The organism is Rhizobium sp. NPDC090275, assembly GCF_044772225.1.
Lineage (GTDB): Bacteria > Pseudomonadota > Alphaproteobacteria > Rhizobiales > Rhizobiaceae > Rhizobium.
On sequence record NZ_JBIVYL010000001.1, the window covers coordinates 271,791 to 289,719 of the forward strand.

Below are 17,929 nucleotides of genomic sequence, written 5' to 3' on the forward strand. Positions count from 1 at the left end.
CGTGACAGACTACCTTGACATCCAGCCGCTCACCAAAGCCGCCTTCGCGCCCTTCGGCGAGGTCATCGAAGCCGATCCGGCGACGATGCGATATATCAACAACGGCACCACGGAGCGGTTTCACGCGCTGGCGTCGGCCGACGTCGTGGGCGAGGGCGCGCGCGTGATCATCAACCTGTTTCGCGGGCAGCCGCGCGATTTTCCCTATGAAGTCGGCATGATGGAGCGGCATCCGTTCGGCAGCCAGAGTTTCTCGCCGATCTCCGGCCGGCCGTTTCTGGTCGTGGTGTCCGAGGACGAGGGCGGCAAGCCGGGGCCCCCGCAGGTGTTCCTGGCGCAAGGCGATCAGGGCGTGAATTATGGGCGCAATGTCTGGCACCATCCCTTGATGTCGCTCGGCGCGGTCAGCGATTTCCTGGTTGTCGATCGCGACGGGCCGGGCAACAATCTGGAAGAATATTTTTTCGACACTCCCTTTGTCATCAGCGAGCCCATTTCATGACCGGATTGACCACGCACGTCCTCGACACCGCCTCCGGCAAGCCGGCCGAGGGGTTGAAGATCGAGCTCTTCCATATCGAGGCCGAGGTTCGCAGGCATGTGAAGACCGTCGTCACCAATGCCGATGGCCGCGTCGATGGCGGGCCGATCCTTGTCGGCGAGAGTTTCAAGGCCGGGACCTACGAGCTTCTGTTTCATGCCGGCGATTATCTGCGCGGCACTGGTGCAGCACTCCCGCATCCCGCCTTCCTCGACCTTGTGCCGATCCGCTTCGGCATCGCCGACGAGAGCGCGCATTATCACGTGCCGCTGTTGATCTCGCCCTATGGCTACTCGACCTATCGCGGGAGTTGAGCGATGCGTTTTGCCGCGATTGCCGATGTCCATGGCAACCACCTGGCGCTGGAAGCCGTGCTTGCCGATATCGAGGCGCTTGGGATTTCCGAGATCGTCAATCTCGGCGATTGCCTGAGCGGGCCGCTCGAAGCGGGCAAGGCGGCGGATAGGCTGATGTCGCTCGATGCGCTGACGGTGCGCGGCAATCACGACCGCTATCTGATCGAAAGCCCCGCCGACGCCATGCCTTCCTGGGAGCAGCACGCCTATGGGCAACTATCGGCCGCGCACCTCGACTGGCTGCGGAGCCTGCCGTTCAGCGCCGTCTGGCGCGACGAGGTCTATCTCTGCCACGCCACGCCTGGGCATGACGAAACCTACTGGCTGGAATCCGTCTCGCCAGACGGTCATGTCTTCCTGAAGCCTCTCGAAGAGATCGAGGCGCTGGCCGAGGGGGTCGAGCAGCCGCTGATCCTCTGCGGCCACAGCCATGTGCCGCGCATGGTGCGCCTCAGCGACGGCCGCCTGATCGTCAATCCCGGCAGCGTCGGCTGCCCCGGCTACAGCGACGACACGCCCTATGAGCACAAGGTCGAAACAGGGCATCCGCTGGCCTCCTACTGTATCATCGAAAAGACCGCGTCCGGCTTCGCGCCGCAGTTCCGAACGGTCGCCTATGATCACATGGCCATGTCGCGGCTGGCGCGGGAGAACGGGCGCCCGGATTGGGCCGGCGCGCTGGCGACGGGGTGGGTGCGGTAGGCGTTCCGCAGGCGCCGGCGCTCAAATTGACATTCGCAATGGCTTGTGTGGTACATCGTACAGTCGTTGCGAGGGATCATCATGCGCACCGTCACGTTTTCAGAAGCCAGAAACGACCTCGCCAGCCTTCTTGATGAAGTCTCGCAAGATTGCGTCCCCGTGGAGATCGTTCGCCGCGGCAAGCCCTCGGCGATCCTGATGGACAAGCACGAGTATGAGGGGATGATGGAGACGCTGCATCTCCTTTCCACACCGGCCAATGCCGTGCGGTTGATGGAGGCGTTGGAGGAAGTCAAGAACGGCCGCTACGAAGAGCATGATCTCATCGAGCCCGAGGACTTCGTCACGGGTGCCCGCTAGGGGCCGTCAGCGCTGAGCTAAGCCGCCGCGTTGCGCTCGATCTCGTGCTTCGCGGCCCTGGCGAGAAAGGCCGAGCGTGACAGGCCGGCAGCAGCGGCGACGGCATCGATGCGGGCCAGAACATCTTCCGGCAACGTGACATTGATGCGCACGGCCCTACTTGAGGCGGCTTTCAGCGAGACGAGGATGGCAACGCCGTCCTTGTTCTCCGGGTTGGCCATGACGGTTTCGAGCGAAGAGGGTTGTGGAAGCGTCTCGCCGTCCTCGATCAACCCTTCGACGTGAAATGCCAGAGCTTCCTCGGCCATTTCGCGCGCTTCATCCAGCGTCGAGCCAGCCGTGACGGCGCCGGGAAAATCCGGAAAGGAGACGCCGTAGTCGCTCTTGGCGTCCTTGTGGATCAGTCCGATATAGTTGCGCATGATCACCTCAACTTCAGGCCCGACTGCTTCTCGATGCTGCGCAGCGTCCCAATCGGAATGTCTCGTTTGGGATGCGGCACCGTCACGCGGCCCGGCTTGTCCGCATGTTTGAACTGGGCATGACTGCCTTTGCGGCCGACCTCAAACCAGCCGGCCTTCTGCAGCAGGGCAATGACGTCGGCGCTCTTCATCGGGCTGAATTATACACAATGATGTGTATAATTCAAATCGCACCTACTGCCGTCCCGCGATGATCGACGAGTTTACGTCCTTGATGTCGCGCTTGCCGCAAAGGGCCATGGTGACGTCCATCTCCTTGCGCAGAATGCCGAGCGCCAGCGAAACGCCTTCCTTGCCCATGGCTCCGAGGCCGTAGAGGAAGGGGCGGCCGATATAGGTGCCTTTGGCGCCGAGCGCTACGGCCTTCAGCACATCCTGGCCGGAGCGGATGCCGCCGTCGAGATGCACTTCGATCCTGTCGCCGACGGCGTCGACAATTCCGGGCAGCATGCTGATCGAGGAGGGGGCGCCGTCGAGCTGGCGGCCGCCGTGGTTGGAGACGATGATGGCGTCGGCGCCGGTATCGGCTGCCGCCTTCGCGTCCTCGACATCGCAGATGCCCTTGATGATCAGCGGGCCGCCCCACTGCTCCTTGATCCAGGCGACGTCAGCCCAGGAGAGCTGCGGGTCGAACTGCTCCGCCGTCCAGGAAGACAGCGAGGAGAGGTCGGAGACGTTCTTGGCGTGGCCGACGATGTTGCCGAAGGAGCGGCGCTTGGTCTGCAGCATGTCGAGGCACCAGAAGGGCCGCGTCGCCATCTGCCAGATATGCTTGGGCGTGAATTTCGGCGGCGCGGAGAGGCCGTTGCGCAGGTCCTTGTGGCGCTGGCCGAGGATCTGCAGGTCGGCGGTCAAGACCAGCGCCGAGCACTTGGCGGCCTTTGCGCGGTTGATCAGGTTCAGCACGAAGTCCTTGTCCTTCATGACATAAAGCTGGAACCAGAAGGGCTTGGTCGTCACCGAGGCGACATCCTCGATCGAGCAGATGCTCATGGTCGACAGCGTGAAGGGAACGCCTGCCTCTTCGGCCGCCTGCGCGGCCAGCATCTCGCCATCGGCGTGCTGCATGCCGGTCATGCCGGTTGGCGCAAGAGCGACCGGCATCGATACCTTCTGGCCCACCATTGTCGTCTCGAGCGTGCGGTTCGTCATGTCGACGAGCACGCGCTGACGCAGGCCGATCTTGGCGAAATCACTCTCGTTGGCGCGGTAGGTCTGTTCCGTCCAGGCGCCGGAATCGGCGTAGTCGAAGAACATCTTGGGGACACGGCGCTGGGCGAGGGATTTCAGATCGGCAATGGTGAGAGGTTTGGTCATGGATAAGACTTTCACATCTGAATAATGCAACCGGCCATATCACATATAATTTACATCCGAAACGGTATCTTTCTCGCCCGTGCCGAAGCCCGTTTACGGGATCAGCAACAGGCTGCCGCTGCTCAGTCCGGCCTCCAGTTCGGTGTGGGCCGCGGCGGCATCGGAAAGGGCGAATTCGCGGGTGGGAAGCGTGAGAATGCCGAGCCGGATAGCCTCGATCGCCGCCGTCGCCGCCTCCAGGTAGAAGGCCGGATCGGCGCTCGCCGCCATGATGCTCGGGTGCGACAATGACTTGTTCGGGCGCAGCGCCTCGATCGCCACCGGCGGTATCGGTCCCGCCGCCTGGCCGAAGCTCGCGGCCATGCCGAAGGGGCGGATGCACTGGATGGTCTTCGCCAGCATCGCGCCGCCGATGCCGTCATATCCGACATCGACGCCACGCCCTGATGTCAGCGCCATGACGTCTGCGACCAGATCGGCATCGCGGCCGATCACCAGATGGTCGGCGCCGTTGGCGGTCGCCAGTGCCGCTTTCTCTGCGCTGCTCACCGTGCCGATGACGGTGGCGCCGAGGTGCTTGGCCCAGCGCACGAGCAGCGTGCCGAGACCGCCGGCGGCGGCGTGCACGAGGATGGTGCTTTGAGGCGTCACAGTGTGGATGCGGTGGAGCAGCATATAGGCCGTCATGCCCTTGAGCATCATGGCGGCGGCCTGTTTCGAGCCGACATCATCGGGCAGACGGATGGCGCGATGGGCCGGCAGCAGACGGGTCGAGGCATAGGCGCCGACGGGCGCGCCCATATAGACGACGCGGTTGCCGGGAGAGACCGTCGTGACGTCGGAGCCGACTGCCTCGACCACGCCAGCACCTTCGGCGCCGATGACGGCGGGGTAGGCGGGGAGCGGGTAGAGGCCCTTGCGATGATAGATATCCAGGAAGTTGACGCCGATGGTGTCGTGGCGGATGCGGATTTCCTTCGGTCCCGGCGCCTGCGGTTCTTGTGGGGTAATCCTTAGCTGCTCGATGCCGCCGGGGGTGGTGAGGGTGATTGCGATATCCATATTCCGATCTCCTGTGCCTGTCTGGCGCCGAAGATGGGGGATGGTTAGGTGATTGAAAATTCCCTATGATCTCACATCACTTGGGAAAAAATGATCAATGTTGGACTGGGAAGATCTGCGCCATCTGCTGGCGCTGTCACAACTCGGAACCTTGTCGGGGGCCGCGCGGGCGCTCGGGGTCGAGCATGCGACGGTGTCGCGGCGGGTGGCGCATCTGGAGCGCGAGATCGGCGCGAAACTGGTTGACCGGCGCGGGCGGCGGATCCTGCTAACGGCGGAGGGCGTGCGTGTTGCCGCGATCGCCGAGCGCATGAGCGGCGACGCGATGACCATCGCGCGCGGCGGCATCGGTGCCGATCAAAGCCATGTCGGCGAGGTCCGCATCAGCGCGCCGCCGGCCTATGCGGGTGCTGTTCTGGCGCCGCCGCTGGTGCGGCTGAGGGCGCGCCATCCCGGCATCCGGGTCACGCTCATCGGCGAAACGCGCTATGCCTCGCTCGGACGGCGGGAGGCCGATATCGCCGTGCGGCTTAATCGGCCTGAGAGTGGCGATCTGACCGTCTCGAAGATCGGCGAGGTGGGTTTCCATGCCTATGCGGCAACAGGCTATGCCGAGACGGTCGATGAGCACGACTGGACGTTCATCGGCTATGACGAGGGGATGGCGTCGTCGCCGCAGGAGGAGCGACTGGCCGAGATCGCCGCCGGTCGGCCGGTCGCGATCCGAGCCTCGACGCTGGAGTTTCAGGTGGCGGCGGTCAAGGCTGGCGGCGGCGTGGCGTTGCTGCCCGATTTCATCGCGGAGGGCCAAGGGTTGGCGCGGCTTGATCTTGATGGCGCCGATATCACGCGGGATCTGTGGCTTGTGGTTCACAGCGATATCAAGGATGTGCCGCTGGTGCGGGCGGTGATGGATGCGTTGCGCGAGCGTTGATGTTGATCATTGGCTGACGATGCATTTCCGGTTCGGCGGATGTCGGAATAGCTCGGCCCGATCCGTCCTTGGGGAGAACGCAAGAGGAGGAAGCGATGCGAGAGTTGATCCTGGCCATGGCGATGACGCTCGATGGTTTTGTCAGCGGCCCCGAGGGGGAGACCGAGTGGATTTTTACCGGCGACGAGGAAGCGATCGCCTGGAAGGTCGAGAACGCCTGGAATGCCGGCCTGCACATCATGGGCAGCCGCACCTTCGAGGGAATGGCGCGCTTCTGGCCGACATCGACCAACGTCTTCGCACCCGCGATGAACCAGATTCCCAAAGCGGTGTTTTCGAAGAAGGGCGCGGCGATCCTGCCGAAGGCGATCGAGACACCTGCAGCGGGCGAGCTGCAACCCGGAGCCGATAGCTGGAGCACGGCCTATGTGGCAAGCGGCGATCTCGCCGAGGAAATCGCCGGCCTGAAGGCGGAACACGGCAAGCCGATCATCGCCCATGGCGGCGCCACCTTCGCGCGCAGCCTCATCGCCCATGATCTGGTCGATCAGTATATGCTGATGGTCTACCCGCTGGCGCTCGGGCGCGGCCAGCCGATCTTCTCCGATCTGGCGCAGCCGAGGCAGCTGCAACTGGTGAGCACGCGGGTGTTCCCCAAGGGCGCCATCGCGCAGGTCTATCGGCGGGCCTAAAGCGCGCCCTTCGCCGCCACACCCGCGACATAGGTCTCGACGATGGCGCGATCATCGCCCATGGTCTGCAGCAGGAAGAGCTCTTCCGTCAGCGTTTTCACCACTTCCATCTTCAGCGCCATGCCTGGTGTTGCCGCGGCGTTGAGCACCACCACATCGGCATCTGTGCCCTTGTCGAGTGTGCCGATGCGGTCGGAAAGCGAAAGTGATCGCGCGTTGCCAAGCGTCATCAGGTAGTAGCTCTCCAGCGGGTTCAGGCGTTCGCCGAGCAACTGCTGGATCTTGTAGGCCTCGTCCATGGTGCGCAGCATGGAATAGCTCGAGCCGCCGCCGATATCGGTGGCGACGCCGATCCTGACCGGCTTGTCGCGGCGCATCAGCGCCTTCAGCGGGAAGAGGCCGGAGCCGAGGAAGAGGTTGGAGGTCGGGCAGTGGACGGCGATTGCGCTGGCCTCGCTCATCGCGTCGGCCTCGCGCTCCGACAGGTGGATGCAGTGGCCGAAGAGGGTCTTGTCGCCAAGCAGGCCGTAGCGGGCGTAGATATCGGTGTAGTCGATTGCGTCGGGATAGAGCTCGCAGGTGAACTTGATCTCGTCGTGGTTCTCGGAGAGATGCGTCTGGATATGGAGGTCGGGGAATTCGCGGGCGAGCGCCTGCGTCGCTTCCATCTGCTGCGGCGTCGAGGTGATGGCGAAGCGCGGGGTGATGGCGACGTGGTTGCGGCCCTTGCCGTGCCACTCGGCGATGATCTCCCGGGTCTCGTCGTAGCCCATCTGAGGCGTGTCAAGCAGGCCCTGCGGGGCGTTGCGGTCCATCATCACCTTGCCGCCGACCATGCGCATGTTGCGCTTCATGGCTTCCGCGAAGAAGGCGTCGGCGGAGGTCTTGTGGACGGAGCAGTAGGCGACCGCGGTCGTCGTGCCGTGGCGAATGAGCTCATCGTAGAAATGCGTGGCGATACGCTGCGCATGCGCGCTTTCGACGAAGCGGCATTCCTCGGGGAAGGTGTAGGTGTTCAGCCATTCGAGAAGATTGGCGGCATAGGAGGCGATCACCTGCATCTGCGGGAAATGCAGGTGCATGTCGATGAACCCCGGCATGATCAGATGCGGGCGATGGTCGATCTCGACAGCATCAGCTGCGGACTTGGCCTCGACCTCGGCATAGGGGCCGCTTTCGACAATCACGCCATTATCCATCAACAAGCCGCCATCGGTCTCGTAGCGATAGCTTTCGCTGTCGGTCAGGCTCTGAGGTTCGCTTACGAAGGAGAGCAGGCGGCCGCGGAGGAGGGTTTGGGTCATGGGCGTTCGCCTTTATCGATTGCGTGTCGTCGTCGGAACAGGGCTCAGGGCGCCGGCTTGGCGGGGAGGGCCGCCACCGATGCGGCGCAGCCGTATAATGTCCTGCCCTGAAATACCAGCTTTGCCGCGAGATCGTAACGCTTCGCGGATGCGCCGTCGACGCAGGTCTCTTTGGTGACCGTCAGCGTGTAGTGCTGCGGCGGGTGGGTGATGGTCCATGTCGCGCTGTCTTCAGTCATCGCCATCGGGCCGGGGTTTATGGTGATGACGTCGTTCTTGCCTGCCCGGCTGAAGGTGATCTGACCCTCGCGGATGCTGAGCGCCCAGAAGGGGCCGGTGCCCAGCACATTGACCTCGCCCCAGAGATCGGTGGGGGTGGTGATATCAGCGGGGACGGTTCCCGTGGTCTTCACATCTTCCTGTTTTGCAATGGCCTCTTCGGCCCGCGCTTCCGTCCATGTCTGCCCCGAGAGGGCGATAAGATTGGCCAGAAGCAGGGGGCGGAGGCCTTTGATCATTCGCGTTTGCCCTCGACCGCGCTTTCGAACCAGGCGACGAGCAGCTTGCGCTCATCCGGCGTGATGTCCGTCACATTGCCCGGCGGCATGGCGTGGCTGCGGCCGGCCTGGATGTAGATCTCGCGGGCGTGTGCCGCGATCTCGGCGTCGTTTTCGAGGATCACGTTTTTCGGCGGCCGCGCCAGGCCTTCATAAACAGGCTCGGCGGCATGGCACATGGAACAGCGTGTGCCGACGAGCTGCTTGACGGCGGGGAAATGCGGATCGCCGGCGAACTGCTGGAAGGCGGGGGCGACGGTTTCGGCGGCCGCGTCCTTCTGTCCGGTCAGCACCTTGGGAACGGTGGAAAGCCACATGATCAGGATGAAGAGGATCACGGTCGCAAGCCACGTCCAGGTCGGGCGGCCCTTGCGGGCATGCGTGGTGTTGAACCAGTGGCGGATGGTGACGCCCATCAGGAAGACCAGTGCTGCGATCACCCAGTTATAGGCCGTGCCGAAGGCCAGCGGATAGTGGTTCGACAGCATGAAGAAGATGACGGGCAGTGTCAGGTAGTTGTTGTGCAGCGAGCGCTGCTTGGCGATCGCGCCATATTTCGCATCCGGCGTGCGGCCGGCGATGAGATCCGCCACGACGATCTTCTGGTTGGGGATGATGATCATGAAGACGTTGGCCGACATGATCGTCGCCGTGAAGGCGCCGAGATGCAGGAAGGCGGCGCGGCCGGTGAAGAGCTGCGTGTAGCCCCAGGCCATGAACACCAGCACCGCATAAAGCACCACCATCAGGCCCCAGGTGTTTCGGCCGATCGGCGACTTGCAGAGCAGGTCGTAGACGATCCAGCCGACGGCGAGCGAGGCGAGCGAGATGGCGATCGCGACCGGGGCGCTGACATCGAGCACGTGGCGATCGATCAGGAACAGATCGGCGCCGCCGTAATAGACGATACAGAGCATCAGGAAACCGGAGAGCCAGGTGAAATAGCTCTCGTATTTGAACCAGGTCAGGTGCTCTGGCATCTGCGCCGGCGCCACCAGATATTTCTGGATATGATAGAACCCGCCACCATGCACCTGCCACTCCTCGCCATAGGCGCCGACGGGCAGATGCGGACGCTTCACCAGACCGAGATCGAGCGCGATGAAATAAAAGGACGAGCCGATCCAGGCAACGGCGGTGATGACGTGGAACCAGCGAGCCGCAAAGGCCAGCCATTCCCACGCTATGGCGTATTCATACATTCAGTTCCCCTATTCTCTCCGATTCAGCAGTGTGCAGAATGTTTTGCCGGGAGAAAAGGGGGGAGGCATCAATCGGCCAACTTCCCCAGAACGATATAGGCTCGACTATCCCTCTCAACCTTTCCGAAGGTAGCATGGGCGCGATCCGCGCATAGCGCCGGTTGGAACTGGGTGGGCAATCCCGCGATACGTGGCGACGCCAACATCGATCCGTCCATGTCAAACTGATCCGATCGAGTGAAATGCAGCACCTCCACCTTTGCTGCGCTGACGAGAACGATCGCCAAGTCTCCCTCGTCGCCCTGGTATTTGATCTTCGCCAGATGTTCGTTCACGCGATCACGGTACGGCACGTCGTCGGTGAGAGTGTTCTGGTAGGGCGTCAACACGCAGATATGGTCGAAATCTTGAGCCACAGATGATGTTGCCGGCTGCACGGCACCAGGCTTGAGGCTGGCGAACTCGATTTGCGCCGCATGGCCGGCATTGCTTGCCATCACGATGGTCGCCAGCAACGCGATAATCCTTGTAACGGAATTGAGCACGGTCAGCCTCCATGCCGGAGTTGGCAGTGCAGCATAGTGCGGTGGCTATCCGCTTGGTTGCAAGATCTATTTCTGCACCCAGAACTGAAAGTTCGTCCGCCATTGAAATGCCAAGACTTCATTACAGTTTTATGCAAGGCCGCCGAGACGAGGGGAAACCGCATCGGCGTGGCGGCGCATTCATCGACGGAGAAGATGCTGATGCGCAGTATTCTTGTGGTTGTGATGATTGCCTTTTCGTCCTGTGTCCAAATCCCCGGCGTCCAGACCAGTGGCGCCCAGGCCCATGACGCCCCGTCAGGCTGGGCTTACGAGCCCTATTGTTGCAACGGCGACAACGAGACGGGCGATTGCCAGATGATCCCGCCGAAGAGCGTCGCGATTACGCCGAACGGCTATAAGGTGACGCTTTTGCCGGGCGATCACCGGCTCGTCACCCACGCCCACATCTTTCTGCTGCCGATGACGAAGGCGATGAAATCGGGGGATGGCGATTACCATCTCTGCTTGTTTCCCGACGAGAACACGCCGCGCTGCTTCTACGCCCCTGAAATGGGCTACTGAGCGCTTTCCTTGTCGCGAGCGATCTCTTCGAGGATCCAGCTGCGGAAGGCCTTGATCTTCGGGACGTTGCGGCGGTTTTCGGCGTAGACCAGCCAGTAGCCGCGATCGTCGGTGCAGGTCATCTCGAAGGGCTGGTAGAGCCGCCCCTGGGCGAGCTCGTCGCCATAGAAGGCGGGCGTCAGGATGGCGACGCCCTGGCCGGCCATGGCGGCACTCGCCTCGAAGGTCTGCGAGCCGTACTGGCTGCGCGGGCGCGATTCCAGGCCGAGATCGGTAAGCCCTGCTGCCTTAAACCAGATCTGCCACCAGGGGTCGGTGGCGCCGATGATCGGCAGCTTCATCAGATCCTCGGGCTTGTGGATGCCGCCGACGCTTTCCGCCAGTTTCGGGCTCAGCATCGGGGTGAAGTCGACATCGAGCAGCTTGTCGGCGATCAGCCCGCGCCAGTTGCCGTCGCCCGAGCGGATGGCGACGTCGACGGATTCGCGGGTGAAGTCGATCAGCGCTTCCGACGTCGACAGCCGCACCGCGATCGCGGGATGCCTAAGCTGGAAGGTGCCCAGCCTCCGCGCCAGCCAGTGCGAGGCGAAGGTGGCGATGGTGTTGATCAGCAGCGTCGATTCGATCTCGCCGCGCGCCTCGGCCATCGCCTCGTTCAAAAGCACGAAGGCGTCGGACACTTTCGGCAGCAGCAGTTCGCCGGTGTCCGTCAGGCTGATCTGGCGTGGGCGGCGCAAAAACAGCGGTTCGCCGATATTCTCCTCCAGCAGTTTCACCTGGTAGCTGACGGCCGTCTGCGTCATGCCGAGTTCGTCGCCGGCCTTGGTGAAGCTGCCGAGCCTTGCCACGGCTTCGAAGACGCGCAGCGCATTCAGCGGAACCTGCTTGGACAGCTTCATGGATAAGTTCTCTTTATGCATGCAGACGGTTGTTCGATTGGAATTGCAGCATTAATCGGCGCAATCTGCAAGTCATCAGATCAGATTATCGAGGTGATGTCATGGCTTGCGTAACCGACGAACATATGGCCCAACGGGTGGCCGAACCGACCCATGTCAGGGCTTTCGAGCGGCTGGCGCATCTGTTGCGAGGGCTTGCCGTGCGTCTGGCGCGGCCGGACCGGCTGGATCTCGAGGGCATGCCGGATCGCGTCAAGCGCGACCTCGGCTTCATGGACGGGCGCGATCCCTATATCGAGGATGCGCGGACACGGTAGGCGGCGAGCGCGGTCAGGATTTCGGCCGCGGTCATGGCGGCGATCACTTCCGGGCGCTTGTCGCGCACCTGTTGACCGCCGATCGGCAACGTCAGCCGCTCCATCCATTCTTTCTCGCCACCCGCCTCGCGCTGCAGCCAGCTTGCGAAAGTGGCGCGCTTGGTGGCCGAGCCGATCATGCCGGTATAGGCGAGATCGGTACGGGCGAGCGCCTCGCGGGCGATCAGGAAATCGAGCGCGTGGTCGTGGGTGAGGATGACGACGACGGCGCCCGCGCGCATCTCCTGCACCAGCGCTTCCGGCATGGCGACGAGCCGGGCATTGATGCCTCCAGGCAGATGCGCGAGTTCGTCTTCGCGGGTCTCGATCACGGTGACGTCGAGCGGCAGCGGCGAGAGTGCTACGGCAAGCGCCCGCCCGACATGGCCGGCGCCGAACAGCCACACCTCCGGCCGGTGCTCCGCCTCATCGCTGCGCCGCTCCTCCAACTCGCGGATCACGGCATCCGTCACCTTGCGAAACCTGAGCTGCGTGCGCCCGCCGCAGCATTGGCCGATCTCCGGGCCGAGGGGGATATCCATCATCTCGCGGCCGTCAGCGCCCTGCAGAAGCTTGCGGGCGTTGGCGATCGCCATGAACTCGAACTGGCCACCGCCGATGGTGCCCCAGATGGCGTCGATCGCGACAAGCATGAAGGTGCCGGTTTCGCGGGGGGTGGAGCCTTGCGTGCCGGTGATGTCGATCAGGATGGTGTCGGGGTGGGTGGCGAGGAATTGGGGGAGGGTGGTCATTGTGGGATGACCGGGGGGATTGTGGGGGAGAGGCTGGTCTGGGTGGGGCTGGTGGGTGTGGGGTTTATGAAGTTGAGGTTTGTGGGTGTGGCGTACCCCCCTCTGCCCTGCCGGGCATCTCCCCCACAAGGGGGGAGATCGACTCGTGGTGCTGTTTTCGCAGACGTTGAGCGTGGAGCGAGCGGGGCCGCCCAGCCAATCTCCCCACCTGTGGGGGAGATGCCCGGCAGGGCAGAGGGGGGTATCACGCCCACCAATCCCGCATTCCCAGTCATACCGCCTTCATCCGCTCGACCGCCATCAACACCCGCTCCGGCGTCGCCGGCGCGTCGAGCCTCGGGCAGACCTTGTAGTCCGCGACGCTCGCAACCGCCATCGACAGCGCCTCCAGCACCGAGATCGCCAGCATGAACGGTGGTTCGCCGACGGCCTTGGAGCGGCCGATGGTCTGTTCGGCGTTTTCGGACCATTCGGCGAGCTTGACGTTGAAGATCTTAGGCCGGTCGGAGGCGAGTGGGATCTTGTAGGTGGAGGGGGCGTGGGTGCGCAGGCGTCCCTTGGCGTCCCACCAGAGCTCTTCCGTCGTCAGCCAGCCCATGCCCTGCACGAAGGCGCCCTCTACCTGGCCGATGTCGATGGCAGGGTTCAGCGAGCGGCCGACGTCGTGGAGGATATCGGTGCGGTCGATCAGGTATTCGCCGGTCAGCGTGTCGATCGAGACTTCGGTGCAGGAGGCGCCGTAGGAGTAGTAATAGAAGGGCGTGCCTTTTCCGGCGGCGCGGTCCCAGTGGATCTTCGGGGTCTTGTAGAAGCCGGCCGCCGACAGCTGGACGCGGGCGAAATAGGCCTGCCTTATGAAGTCGGGGAAGGGGATCTCCTGGTTGCCGACGCGCACCCGGTTGGGCAGGAAGGCGATGTCGGAGACCGGGACGTCCCATTTCTCGGCGGCGAAGGCGACGAGGCGTTCCTTGATCTGGCGGGCGGCGTCATAGGCGGCCATGCCGTTGAGATCGGTGCCGGAGGAGGCGGCCGTCGCCGAGGTGTTGGGCACCTTGCCCGTGGTCGTCGCGGTGATCTTCACATGCTCGATATCGATCTGGAAGCTGTCGGCCAGAACCTGCGCCACCTTCGTATAAAGGCCCTGGCCCATCTCCGTGCCGCCATGGTTCAGGTGGATCGAGCCGTCCTGGTAGACATGGACGAGCGCGCCTGCCTGGTTGAAGGCGGTGAGCGTAAACGAGATGCCGAACTTCACCGGCGTCAGCGCGATGCCCTTCTTGATGTAGCGGCTGTCGCGGTTGAATTCGATGATCTCTCGGCGCCGCGCCTGGTAGTCGGCGCTCTCCTCGAGTTCGCCGACGATCCGCTCCAGAATGCTGTCCTCGACCTCCTGGTGATAGGGCGTCAGCGTGCGGCCGGAGCCGGGCTGGCCGTAGAAATTCAGCTTGCGGACCTCAAGCGGGTCCTTGCCGACGGCATAGGCGATTTCCTCGATGAAGCGCTCGGCGCCCAGCATGCCTTGCGGTCCGCCGAAGCCGCGAAAGGCGGTGTTGGAGACCGTGTGGGTCTTGAGCGGTTTCGAAGTCAGGTGCACATGCGGATAGAAATAGCTCGAGTCGGCATGAAACAGCGCGCGGTCGGTGACGGGGCCCGACAGGTCCGACGAGAAGCCGCAGCGGGCGGCATAGGTGGCGTCGACCGCGTGGATGCGGCCGTCCTCGTCGAAGCCGAGCTCGTAATCGACCATGAAGTCGTGGCGCTTGCCGGTGGCCGCCATGTCCTCGTCGCGGTCGGGGCGGAACTTGATTGATCGTTTCAGCTTCTTGGCGGCGATGGCGGCCAGCGCCGCAAACTGGTTGCCCTGCGTTTCCTTGCCGCCGAAGCCGCCGCCCATGCGGCGCACGTTCACCGTCACGGCGTTGGAGGGGATGTTGAGCACATGGCCGACGATGTGCTGGATCTCGCTCGGATGCTGCGTCGAGGACCAGACGGCGACCTCGTCGTCCTCGCCGGGAATGGCCATGGCGATCTGGCCTTCGAGATAGAAGTGCTCCTGGCCGCCAATTCGCATCTGGCCCGTCAGCCGGCGGGCGGCGTTTGCCATCTCTGCTTTTGCTTCGCCGCGGCGCAGCGTCATCGGGCTGGTGACCAGCGCACCACCGTTTTCCAGCGCGCCGTCGATGTCGCTCCAGTGGGCGAGATCGCGATATTCGATCTTCGCCTTGCGGGCGGCGCGGCGCGCGATGTCGCGGGTCTCGGCGATCACGGCAAAGATCGGCTGCTGGTGGAACTCGACCTTGGTTTCGGCGAGCAGCGGTTCGTCGTGGCTGCCGTTGGAGCTGACGTCGTTAATCCCTGGCACGTCCTTGCCGGTGAAGACCCAGACGACGCCGGGCGTGGCTGCGACGTCGGAGAGGTCCATGCTGACGATCTCGGCATGTGCGCGATCCGACAGGCCGAGCGCGCCGTGGAGCAGGCCAGATGGTTCCGGAAGGTCGTCGATGTAGTCGGCCGTACCGGTGACGTGCTTGTGGGCGCTGTCATGGCGGCGCGAAGCGTGCATCGGCCCTGAGATGATGAAAGTGGGGTCGGGGAAGGCAGACTTGTCCATCAGGGGTTGCCTCCTGTGGTGGGGGTTTGTGAGTGGGCGATTGTTGAGGGCGTGCGGTGTGGCCCCCTCATCCGACCCTTCGGGCCACCTTCTCCCCGTGGGGGAGAAGGGGAGATGGAGCGAGCGGCTTGCCACGAGTCTCTTCTCCCCAACGGGGAGAAGGTGGCGGCAGCCGGATGAGGGGGCTGCACGGCGCAACGGTACAAATCATACCCCATCACGCCACCTCCTCGAACCGCCGCAGCTCTGCCGGCGCACCCGTCGTCTCCAGATAAAACCGCGTCAGCAAATTCTTCGCCGTCAGCTGTCGATACTCAGCCGTCGCGCGCCAATCCGAAAGCGGCTGGAAATCGCTGTCGAAGGCATCTCGCACCGCCTCGATCGTCTCCTCATTCCACGGACGGCCGATCAGTTCGTTTTCGACGGCGCGGGCGCGCTTGGGCGTGCCGGCCATGCCACCGAAGGCTATCCTCACATCGTTGACGTCGCCTTGCTCGTCGAGCGTCAGATAAAAGGCGCCGAGCACGGCGGTGATGTCCTCGTCGCGGCGCTTGGTGATCTTGTAGACGGAAAAATGCGTGTCTTCGGCCGGATAGGGCACGAAGAGGCTTTCGATGAACTCGCCGGGGCGGCGGTCCTGCTTGCCGTAGTCGATGAAATAATCCTCGAGCCGCAGCATGCGCGTGCCCTCCGTCGAGCGCAGCTTGACGGTGGCGCCGAGGGCGATCAGCGGCGGCGGGCTGTCGCCGATCGGTGAGCCGTTGGCGATGTTGCCACCGATCGTACCCATGTTGCGCACCTGCTCGCCGCCGATGCGGGTGATCAACCGGCCGAGCGTAGGAACCTTGCTGGCGATGGTCTCGAAGGCGCGGGTATAGGTCACGCCGGCGCCGATGGTGATGCCGCCTTCGCCCGAGGTGATTGTCTGCAATTCCTGGAGATGGTTGATGAAGACGACAGGGTTCAGCGCCCGCATCTGCTTGGTCACCCACAGCCCGACATCGGTCGAGCCGGCGACAATGGTCGCCTTCGGCTCGTCGGCCAGGATGCGTGCCAGCGCCTCCAGCGAGCCCGGTACCAGCAGACGGTCCTCGCCTGACGTGATCGAGATGGTGCCCGATCCCTGCATCGCCCACAGTCTTGCGACGATGTCGGAACGGGTGCGCTCCAGCGGGTCGAACAGCGCGCTCGGCCGCGTCCTCGCTACCTGTTCGGCCGCCTTGACGATCGGCTCGTAGCCAGTGCAGCGACAGAGATTGCCCTGCAGCGCCTTTTCGATCTCGGCGCGATCGGGATTGCTGTTTGAAAGCCACAATCCGTACATCGACATGACGAAGCCGGGGGTGCAGAAGCCGCATTGCGAGCCGTGACAGTCGACCATCGCCTGCTGCACCGGATGCAGCGTGCCGTCTTTTGCCGCCAGATGCTCGACCGTGACGACATGGGTGGCGTTCAGCGAGCCGATGAAGCGGATGCAGGCATTGACGGATTCATAGTGCAACTTGCCGTCGATCAGCCGGCCGACCAGAACGGTGCAGGCGCCGCAGTCGCCCTCGGCGCATCCTTCCTTCGTGCCCGTCAGCCGGCGCTTCAGCCGCAGGAAATCGAGAAGCGTCTCGGTAGGCTTGACGTCTTTCAGCGTGACGTCTTCGCCGTTCAGGATAAAGCGGATGCTGTCGTTCATGTCGTTCCCGGTTTTTCTCTTTATTTGAAATGGTTATGCCGCCGTCCAGCCTCCGTCAATCGAGATGTGGGTGCCCGTCACCTGGCGGGCCTCGTCGCTGGCGAGGTAAAGCGCCAGTGCGCCGATCTCCTCCGCCTTGACGAATTCATGCGTCGGCTGCGCCTTCAGGATCACCTCGGTCTTGACCTGTTCCTCGGTCATCCCGCGCGCCTTGGCGGTATCCGGGATTTGCTTCTCCACCAGAGGTGTCAGCACGTATCCCGGGCAAATGGCGTTGACGGTCACGCCCGTTTCGGCAAGCTCAAGTGCTGCCGTCTTCGTCAGGCCGAGTATACCATGCTTTGCCGCGACATAGGCGGATTTGAACGGCGAGGCGACGAGGGCATGCGCCGAGGCGATATTGATGATGCGCCCGTGCTTCTTCTCCTTCATCAGCGGGATTGTCGCGCGCATCGTGTGAAACGCGCTGGAGAGATTGATCGCGATGATCTGGTCCCACTTGTCGATCGGAAAATCCTCGATCTTCTCGACATGCTGGATGCCGGCATTGTTGACCAGCACGTCGACCGTGCCGAAGGTTTTCGCCGCGGTGGCGATGAGGTCGGCGATCTCGTCGGGCTTGGTCATATCGGCCGGATGATGGATGACGCCGGCTTTCGAGAGTGATTCAAGCCGTTCCGTTATGCCCTTGATTTCCTCGGGCTTTCCGAAGCCGTTGAGGACGATGTTGTCACCCTTGCCGGCGAATGCGGTGGCGATCGCCAGGCCGATGCCGCTGGTGGATCCGGTAACGACGACTGTTCTGGCCATGAGGTTCTCCGATTTGTCCTGCAACGCGGTTGTGTGGAGCGTAGTCCGGAATCGGTTGGGCTGGCAATTGGGGGCGGGCGTTGTGGGGAGGCATCGTGGTCGGGAGAGCCATTCCCGTCGTGCGGATGGGACGTGCTTAGATCCTCGGGACGAGCCCGAGGATGACGCCGAGATTTTGGTAACTGTTTGAGTGTAAAGC

Annotated in this window: 21 protein-coding genes; 8 read left to right on the forward strand and 13 right to left on the reverse strand. The window is 63.3% G+C overall.

Translation table 11 applies throughout. The annotated features are described in order from the left end of the window. The first annotated feature begins 1 nt into the window (after nucleotide 1). The 4 genes from ACIQUB_RS01265 to ACIQUB_RS01280 all read left to right on the forward strand — a co-directional run bounded on the left by ACIQUB_RS01265 (nucleotide 2) and on the right by ACIQUB_RS01280 (nucleotide 1,959). Nucleotides 2-502 (forward strand): ureidoglycolate lyase, encoded by a 501-nt coding sequence (locus ACIQUB_RS01265; protein WP_113238403.1) that lies wholly within the window; start codon nucleotides 2-4, stop codon nucleotides 500-502. Then, complete coding sequence (uraH, locus tag ACIQUB_RS01270) at nucleotides 499-855, forward strand: hydroxyisourate hydrolase (RefSeq protein WP_047506311.1); 357 nt, start codon at nucleotides 499-501, stop codon at nucleotides 853-855. The genes ACIQUB_RS01265 and uraH overlap by 4 nt, the downstream gene beginning before the upstream one ends. Nucleotides 856-858: 3 nt before the next feature. After that, nucleotides 859-1,599: a metallophosphoesterase family protein gene (locus ACIQUB_RS01275; RefSeq protein WP_113238370.1), complete on the forward strand. Its 741-nt coding sequence runs from the start codon at nucleotides 859-861 to the stop codon at nucleotides 1,597-1,599. 81 nt (nucleotides 1,600-1,680) lie between these two features. After that, complete coding sequence (locus tag ACIQUB_RS01280; protein ID WP_113238369.1) at nucleotides 1,681-1,959, forward strand: type II toxin-antitoxin system prevent-host-death family antitoxin; 279 nt, start codon at nucleotides 1,681-1,683, stop codon at nucleotides 1,957-1,959. Nucleotides 1,960-1,976: 17 nt separating this feature from the next. On the opposite strand, the gene ACIQUB_RS01285 is transcribed toward ACIQUB_RS01280, so the two are convergent. The 4 genes from ACIQUB_RS01285 to ACIQUB_RS01300 form a co-directional block, all read right to left on the reverse strand. After that, entirely contained in the window at nucleotides 1,977-2,381 is a 405-nt protein-coding gene (locus ACIQUB_RS01285; protein ID WP_113238368.1) for a type II toxin-antitoxin system HicB family antitoxin, read from the reverse strand. Between the two features lie 2 nt (nucleotides 2,382-2,383). Continuing rightward, nucleotides 2,384-2,572, reverse strand: coding sequence for a type II toxin-antitoxin system HicA family toxin (locus tag ACIQUB_RS01290; protein ID WP_018897262.1), 189 nt, complete (start codon nucleotides 2,570-2,572; stop codon nucleotides 2,384-2,386). 43 nt (nucleotides 2,573-2,615) lie between these two features. Then, nucleotides 2,616-3,758: an alpha-hydroxy acid oxidase gene (locus tag ACIQUB_RS01295; RefSeq protein ID WP_113238367.1), complete on the reverse strand. Its 1,143-nt coding sequence runs from the start codon at nucleotides 3,756-3,758 to the stop codon at nucleotides 2,616-2,618. 93 nt (nucleotides 3,759-3,851) lie between these two features. Next, on the reverse strand, nucleotides 3,852-4,820 hold the full coding sequence (locus tag ACIQUB_RS01300) for a quinone oxidoreductase (protein ID WP_113238366.1): 969 nt from the start codon (nucleotides 4,818-4,820) through the stop codon (nucleotides 3,852-3,854). A gap of 97 nt (nucleotides 4,821-4,917) precedes the next feature. Between ACIQUB_RS01300 and ACIQUB_RS01305 the strand changes: the two genes are divergently transcribed. Together ACIQUB_RS01305 and ACIQUB_RS01310 are read left to right on the forward strand one after the other, a co-directional pair. After that, nucleotides 4,918-5,754: a LysR family transcriptional regulator gene (locus tag ACIQUB_RS01305; protein ID WP_113238365.1), complete on the forward strand. Its 837-nt coding sequence runs from the start codon at nucleotides 4,918-4,920 to the stop codon at nucleotides 5,752-5,754. A 95-nt stretch (nucleotides 5,755-5,849) separates the two neighbouring features. Further along, nucleotides 5,850-6,446, forward strand: coding sequence for a dihydrofolate reductase family protein (locus ACIQUB_RS01310; RefSeq protein ID WP_402928382.1), 597 nt, complete (start codon nucleotides 5,850-5,852; stop codon nucleotides 6,444-6,446). Here ACIQUB_RS01310 and guaD read toward each other — a convergent pair. The 4 genes from guaD to ACIQUB_RS01330 form a co-directional block, all read right to left on the reverse strand. After that, nucleotides 6,443-7,750 (reverse strand): guanine deaminase, encoded by a 1,308-nt coding sequence (gene guaD, locus ACIQUB_RS01315; protein WP_113238363.1) that lies wholly within the window; start codon nucleotides 7,748-7,750, stop codon nucleotides 6,443-6,445. The two genes, ACIQUB_RS01310 and guaD, sit on opposite strands and share 4 nt — an antisense overlap. A 44-nt stretch (nucleotides 7,751-7,794) precedes the next feature. Then, entirely contained in the window at nucleotides 7,795-8,268 is a 474-nt protein-coding gene (locus ACIQUB_RS01320; RefSeq protein WP_113238362.1) for a hypothetical protein, read from the reverse strand. Further along, on the reverse strand, nucleotides 8,265-9,509 hold the full coding sequence (gene puuD, locus ACIQUB_RS01325; RefSeq protein ID WP_113238361.1) for a urate hydroxylase PuuD: 1,245 nt from the start codon (nucleotides 9,507-9,509) through the stop codon (nucleotides 8,265-8,267). Before puuD ends, ACIQUB_RS01320 begins: the two co-directional genes overlap by 4 nt. 68 nt (nucleotides 9,510-9,577) lie before the next feature. After that, nucleotides 9,578-10,054 carry a hypothetical protein gene (locus ACIQUB_RS01330; protein WP_113238360.1) on the reverse strand — a complete coding sequence of 159 codons (477 nt, stop codon included), beginning with the start codon at nucleotides 10,052-10,054 and terminating at the stop codon, nucleotides 9,578-9,580. Between the two features lie 201 nt (nucleotides 10,055-10,255). On the opposite strand from ACIQUB_RS01330, the gene ACIQUB_RS01335 reads away from it, so the two are divergent. Then, complete coding sequence (locus ACIQUB_RS01335; protein WP_113238402.1) at nucleotides 10,256-10,618, forward strand: hypothetical protein; 363 nt, start codon at nucleotides 10,256-10,258, stop codon at nucleotides 10,616-10,618. Here the strand turns inward: ACIQUB_RS01335 and ACIQUB_RS01340 are convergent. Beyond that, nucleotides 10,612-11,517, reverse strand: coding sequence for a LysR substrate-binding domain-containing protein (locus ACIQUB_RS01340; RefSeq protein ID WP_113238359.1), 906 nt, complete (start codon nucleotides 11,515-11,517; stop codon nucleotides 10,612-10,614). The genes ACIQUB_RS01335 and ACIQUB_RS01340 overlap by 7 nt on opposite strands. A gap of 101 nt (nucleotides 11,518-11,618) precedes the next feature. Here ACIQUB_RS01340 and ACIQUB_RS01345 point away from each other — a divergent pair, with 101 nt between their 5' ends. Continuing rightward, complete coding sequence (locus ACIQUB_RS01345; protein ID WP_402928389.1) at nucleotides 11,619-11,834, forward strand: hypothetical protein; 216 nt, start codon at nucleotides 11,619-11,621, stop codon at nucleotides 11,832-11,834. Here the strand turns inward: ACIQUB_RS01345 and xdhC are convergent. The 4 genes from xdhC to ACIQUB_RS01365 all read right to left on the reverse strand — a co-directional run bounded on the left by xdhC (nucleotide 11,807) and on the right by ACIQUB_RS01365 (nucleotide 17,730). Further along, a complete protein-coding gene (gene xdhC, locus ACIQUB_RS01350; protein ID WP_402928392.1) occupies nucleotides 11,807-12,625 on the reverse strand; it encodes a xanthine dehydrogenase accessory protein XdhC in 819 nt (272 codons plus the stop codon). The two genes, ACIQUB_RS01345 and xdhC, sit on opposite strands and share 28 nt — an antisense overlap. Before the next feature lie 271 nt (nucleotides 12,626-12,896). Beyond that, complete coding sequence (gene xdhB, locus ACIQUB_RS01355; RefSeq protein ID WP_113239805.1) at nucleotides 12,897-15,236, reverse strand: xanthine dehydrogenase molybdopterin binding subunit; 2,340 nt, start codon at nucleotides 15,234-15,236, stop codon at nucleotides 12,897-12,899. Nucleotides 15,237-15,453: 217 nt separating this feature from the next. Beyond that, entirely contained in the window at nucleotides 15,454-16,920 is a 1,467-nt protein-coding gene (gene xdhA / locus ACIQUB_RS01360) for a xanthine dehydrogenase small subunit (RefSeq protein WP_113239806.1), read from the reverse strand. A gap of 33 nt (nucleotides 16,921-16,953) precedes the next feature. Next, a complete protein-coding gene (locus ACIQUB_RS01365) occupies nucleotides 16,954-17,730 on the reverse strand; it encodes a 3-hydroxybutyrate dehydrogenase (RefSeq protein WP_113239807.1) in 777 nt (258 codons plus the stop codon). Between the last annotated feature and the right edge of the window lie 199 nt (nucleotides 17,731-17,929).

Excerpts from the sequence above, each read along its gene's own strand:
- uraH (WP_047506311.1), top strand. The coding sequence starts at position 499 with ATGACCGGATTGACCACGCACGTCCTCGACACCGCCTCCGGCAAGCCG.
- ACIQUB_RS01275 (WP_113238370.1), top strand. The coding sequence starts at position 859 with ATGCGTTTTGCCGCGATTGCCGATGTCCATGGCAACCACCTGGCGCTG.
- ACIQUB_RS01280 (WP_113238369.1), top strand. The coding sequence starts at position 1,681 with ATGCGCACCGTCACGTTTTCAGAAGCCAGAAACGACCTCGCCAGCCTT.
- ACIQUB_RS01285 (WP_113238368.1), bottom strand. The coding sequence starts at position 2,381 with ATGCGCAACTATATCGGACTGATCCACAAGGACGCCAAGAGCGACTAC.
- ACIQUB_RS01290 (WP_018897262.1), bottom strand. The coding sequence starts at position 2,572 with ATGAAGAGCGCCGACGTCATTGCCCTGCTGCAGAAGGCCGGCTGGTTT.
- ACIQUB_RS01295 (WP_113238367.1), bottom strand. The coding sequence starts at position 3,758 with ATGACCAAACCTCTCACCATTGCCGATCTGAAATCCCTCGCCCAGCGC.
- ACIQUB_RS01300 (WP_113238366.1), bottom strand. The coding sequence starts at position 4,820 with ATGGATATCGCAATCACCCTCACCACCCCCGGCGGCATCGAGCAGCTA.
- ACIQUB_RS01305 (WP_113238365.1), top strand. The coding sequence starts at position 4,918 with ATGTTGGACTGGGAAGATCTGCGCCATCTGCTGGCGCTGTCACAACTC.
- ACIQUB_RS01310 (WP_402928382.1), top strand. The coding sequence starts at position 5,850 with ATGCGAGAGTTGATCCTGGCCATGGCGATGACGCTCGATGGTTTTGTC.
- guaD (WP_113238363.1), bottom strand. The coding sequence starts at position 7,750 with ATGACCCAAACCCTCCTCCGCGGCCGCCTGCTCTCCTTCGTAAGCGAA.
- ACIQUB_RS01320 (WP_113238362.1), bottom strand. The coding sequence starts at position 8,268 with ATGATCAAAGGCCTCCGCCCCCTGCTTCTGGCCAATCTTATCGCCCTC.
- puuD (WP_113238361.1), bottom strand. The coding sequence starts at position 9,509 with ATGTATGAATACGCCATAGCGTGGGAATGGCTGGCCTTTGCGGCTCGC.
- ACIQUB_RS01335 (WP_113238402.1), top strand. The coding sequence starts at position 10,256 with ATGCGCAGTATTCTTGTGGTTGTGATGATTGCCTTTTCGTCCTGTGTC.
- ACIQUB_RS01340 (WP_113238359.1), bottom strand. The coding sequence starts at position 11,517 with ATGAAGCTGTCCAAGCAGGTTCCGCTGAATGCGCTGCGCGTCTTCGAA.
- ACIQUB_RS01345 (WP_402928389.1), top strand. The coding sequence starts at position 11,619 with ATGGCTTGCGTAACCGACGAACATATGGCCCAACGGGTGGCCGAACCG.
- xdhC (WP_402928392.1), bottom strand. The coding sequence starts at position 12,625 with ATGACCACCCTCCCCCAATTCCTCGCCACCCACCCCGACACCATCCTG.
- xdhB (WP_113239805.1), bottom strand. The coding sequence starts at position 15,236 with ATGGACAAGTCTGCCTTCCCCGACCCCACTTTCATCATCTCAGGGCCG.
- xdhA (WP_113239806.1), bottom strand. The coding sequence starts at position 16,920 with ATGAACGACAGCATCCGCTTTATCCTGAACGGCGAAGACGTCACGCTG.
- ACIQUB_RS01365 (WP_113239807.1), bottom strand. The coding sequence starts at position 17,730 with ATGGCCAGAACAGTCGTCGTTACCGGATCCACCAGCGGCATCGGCCTG.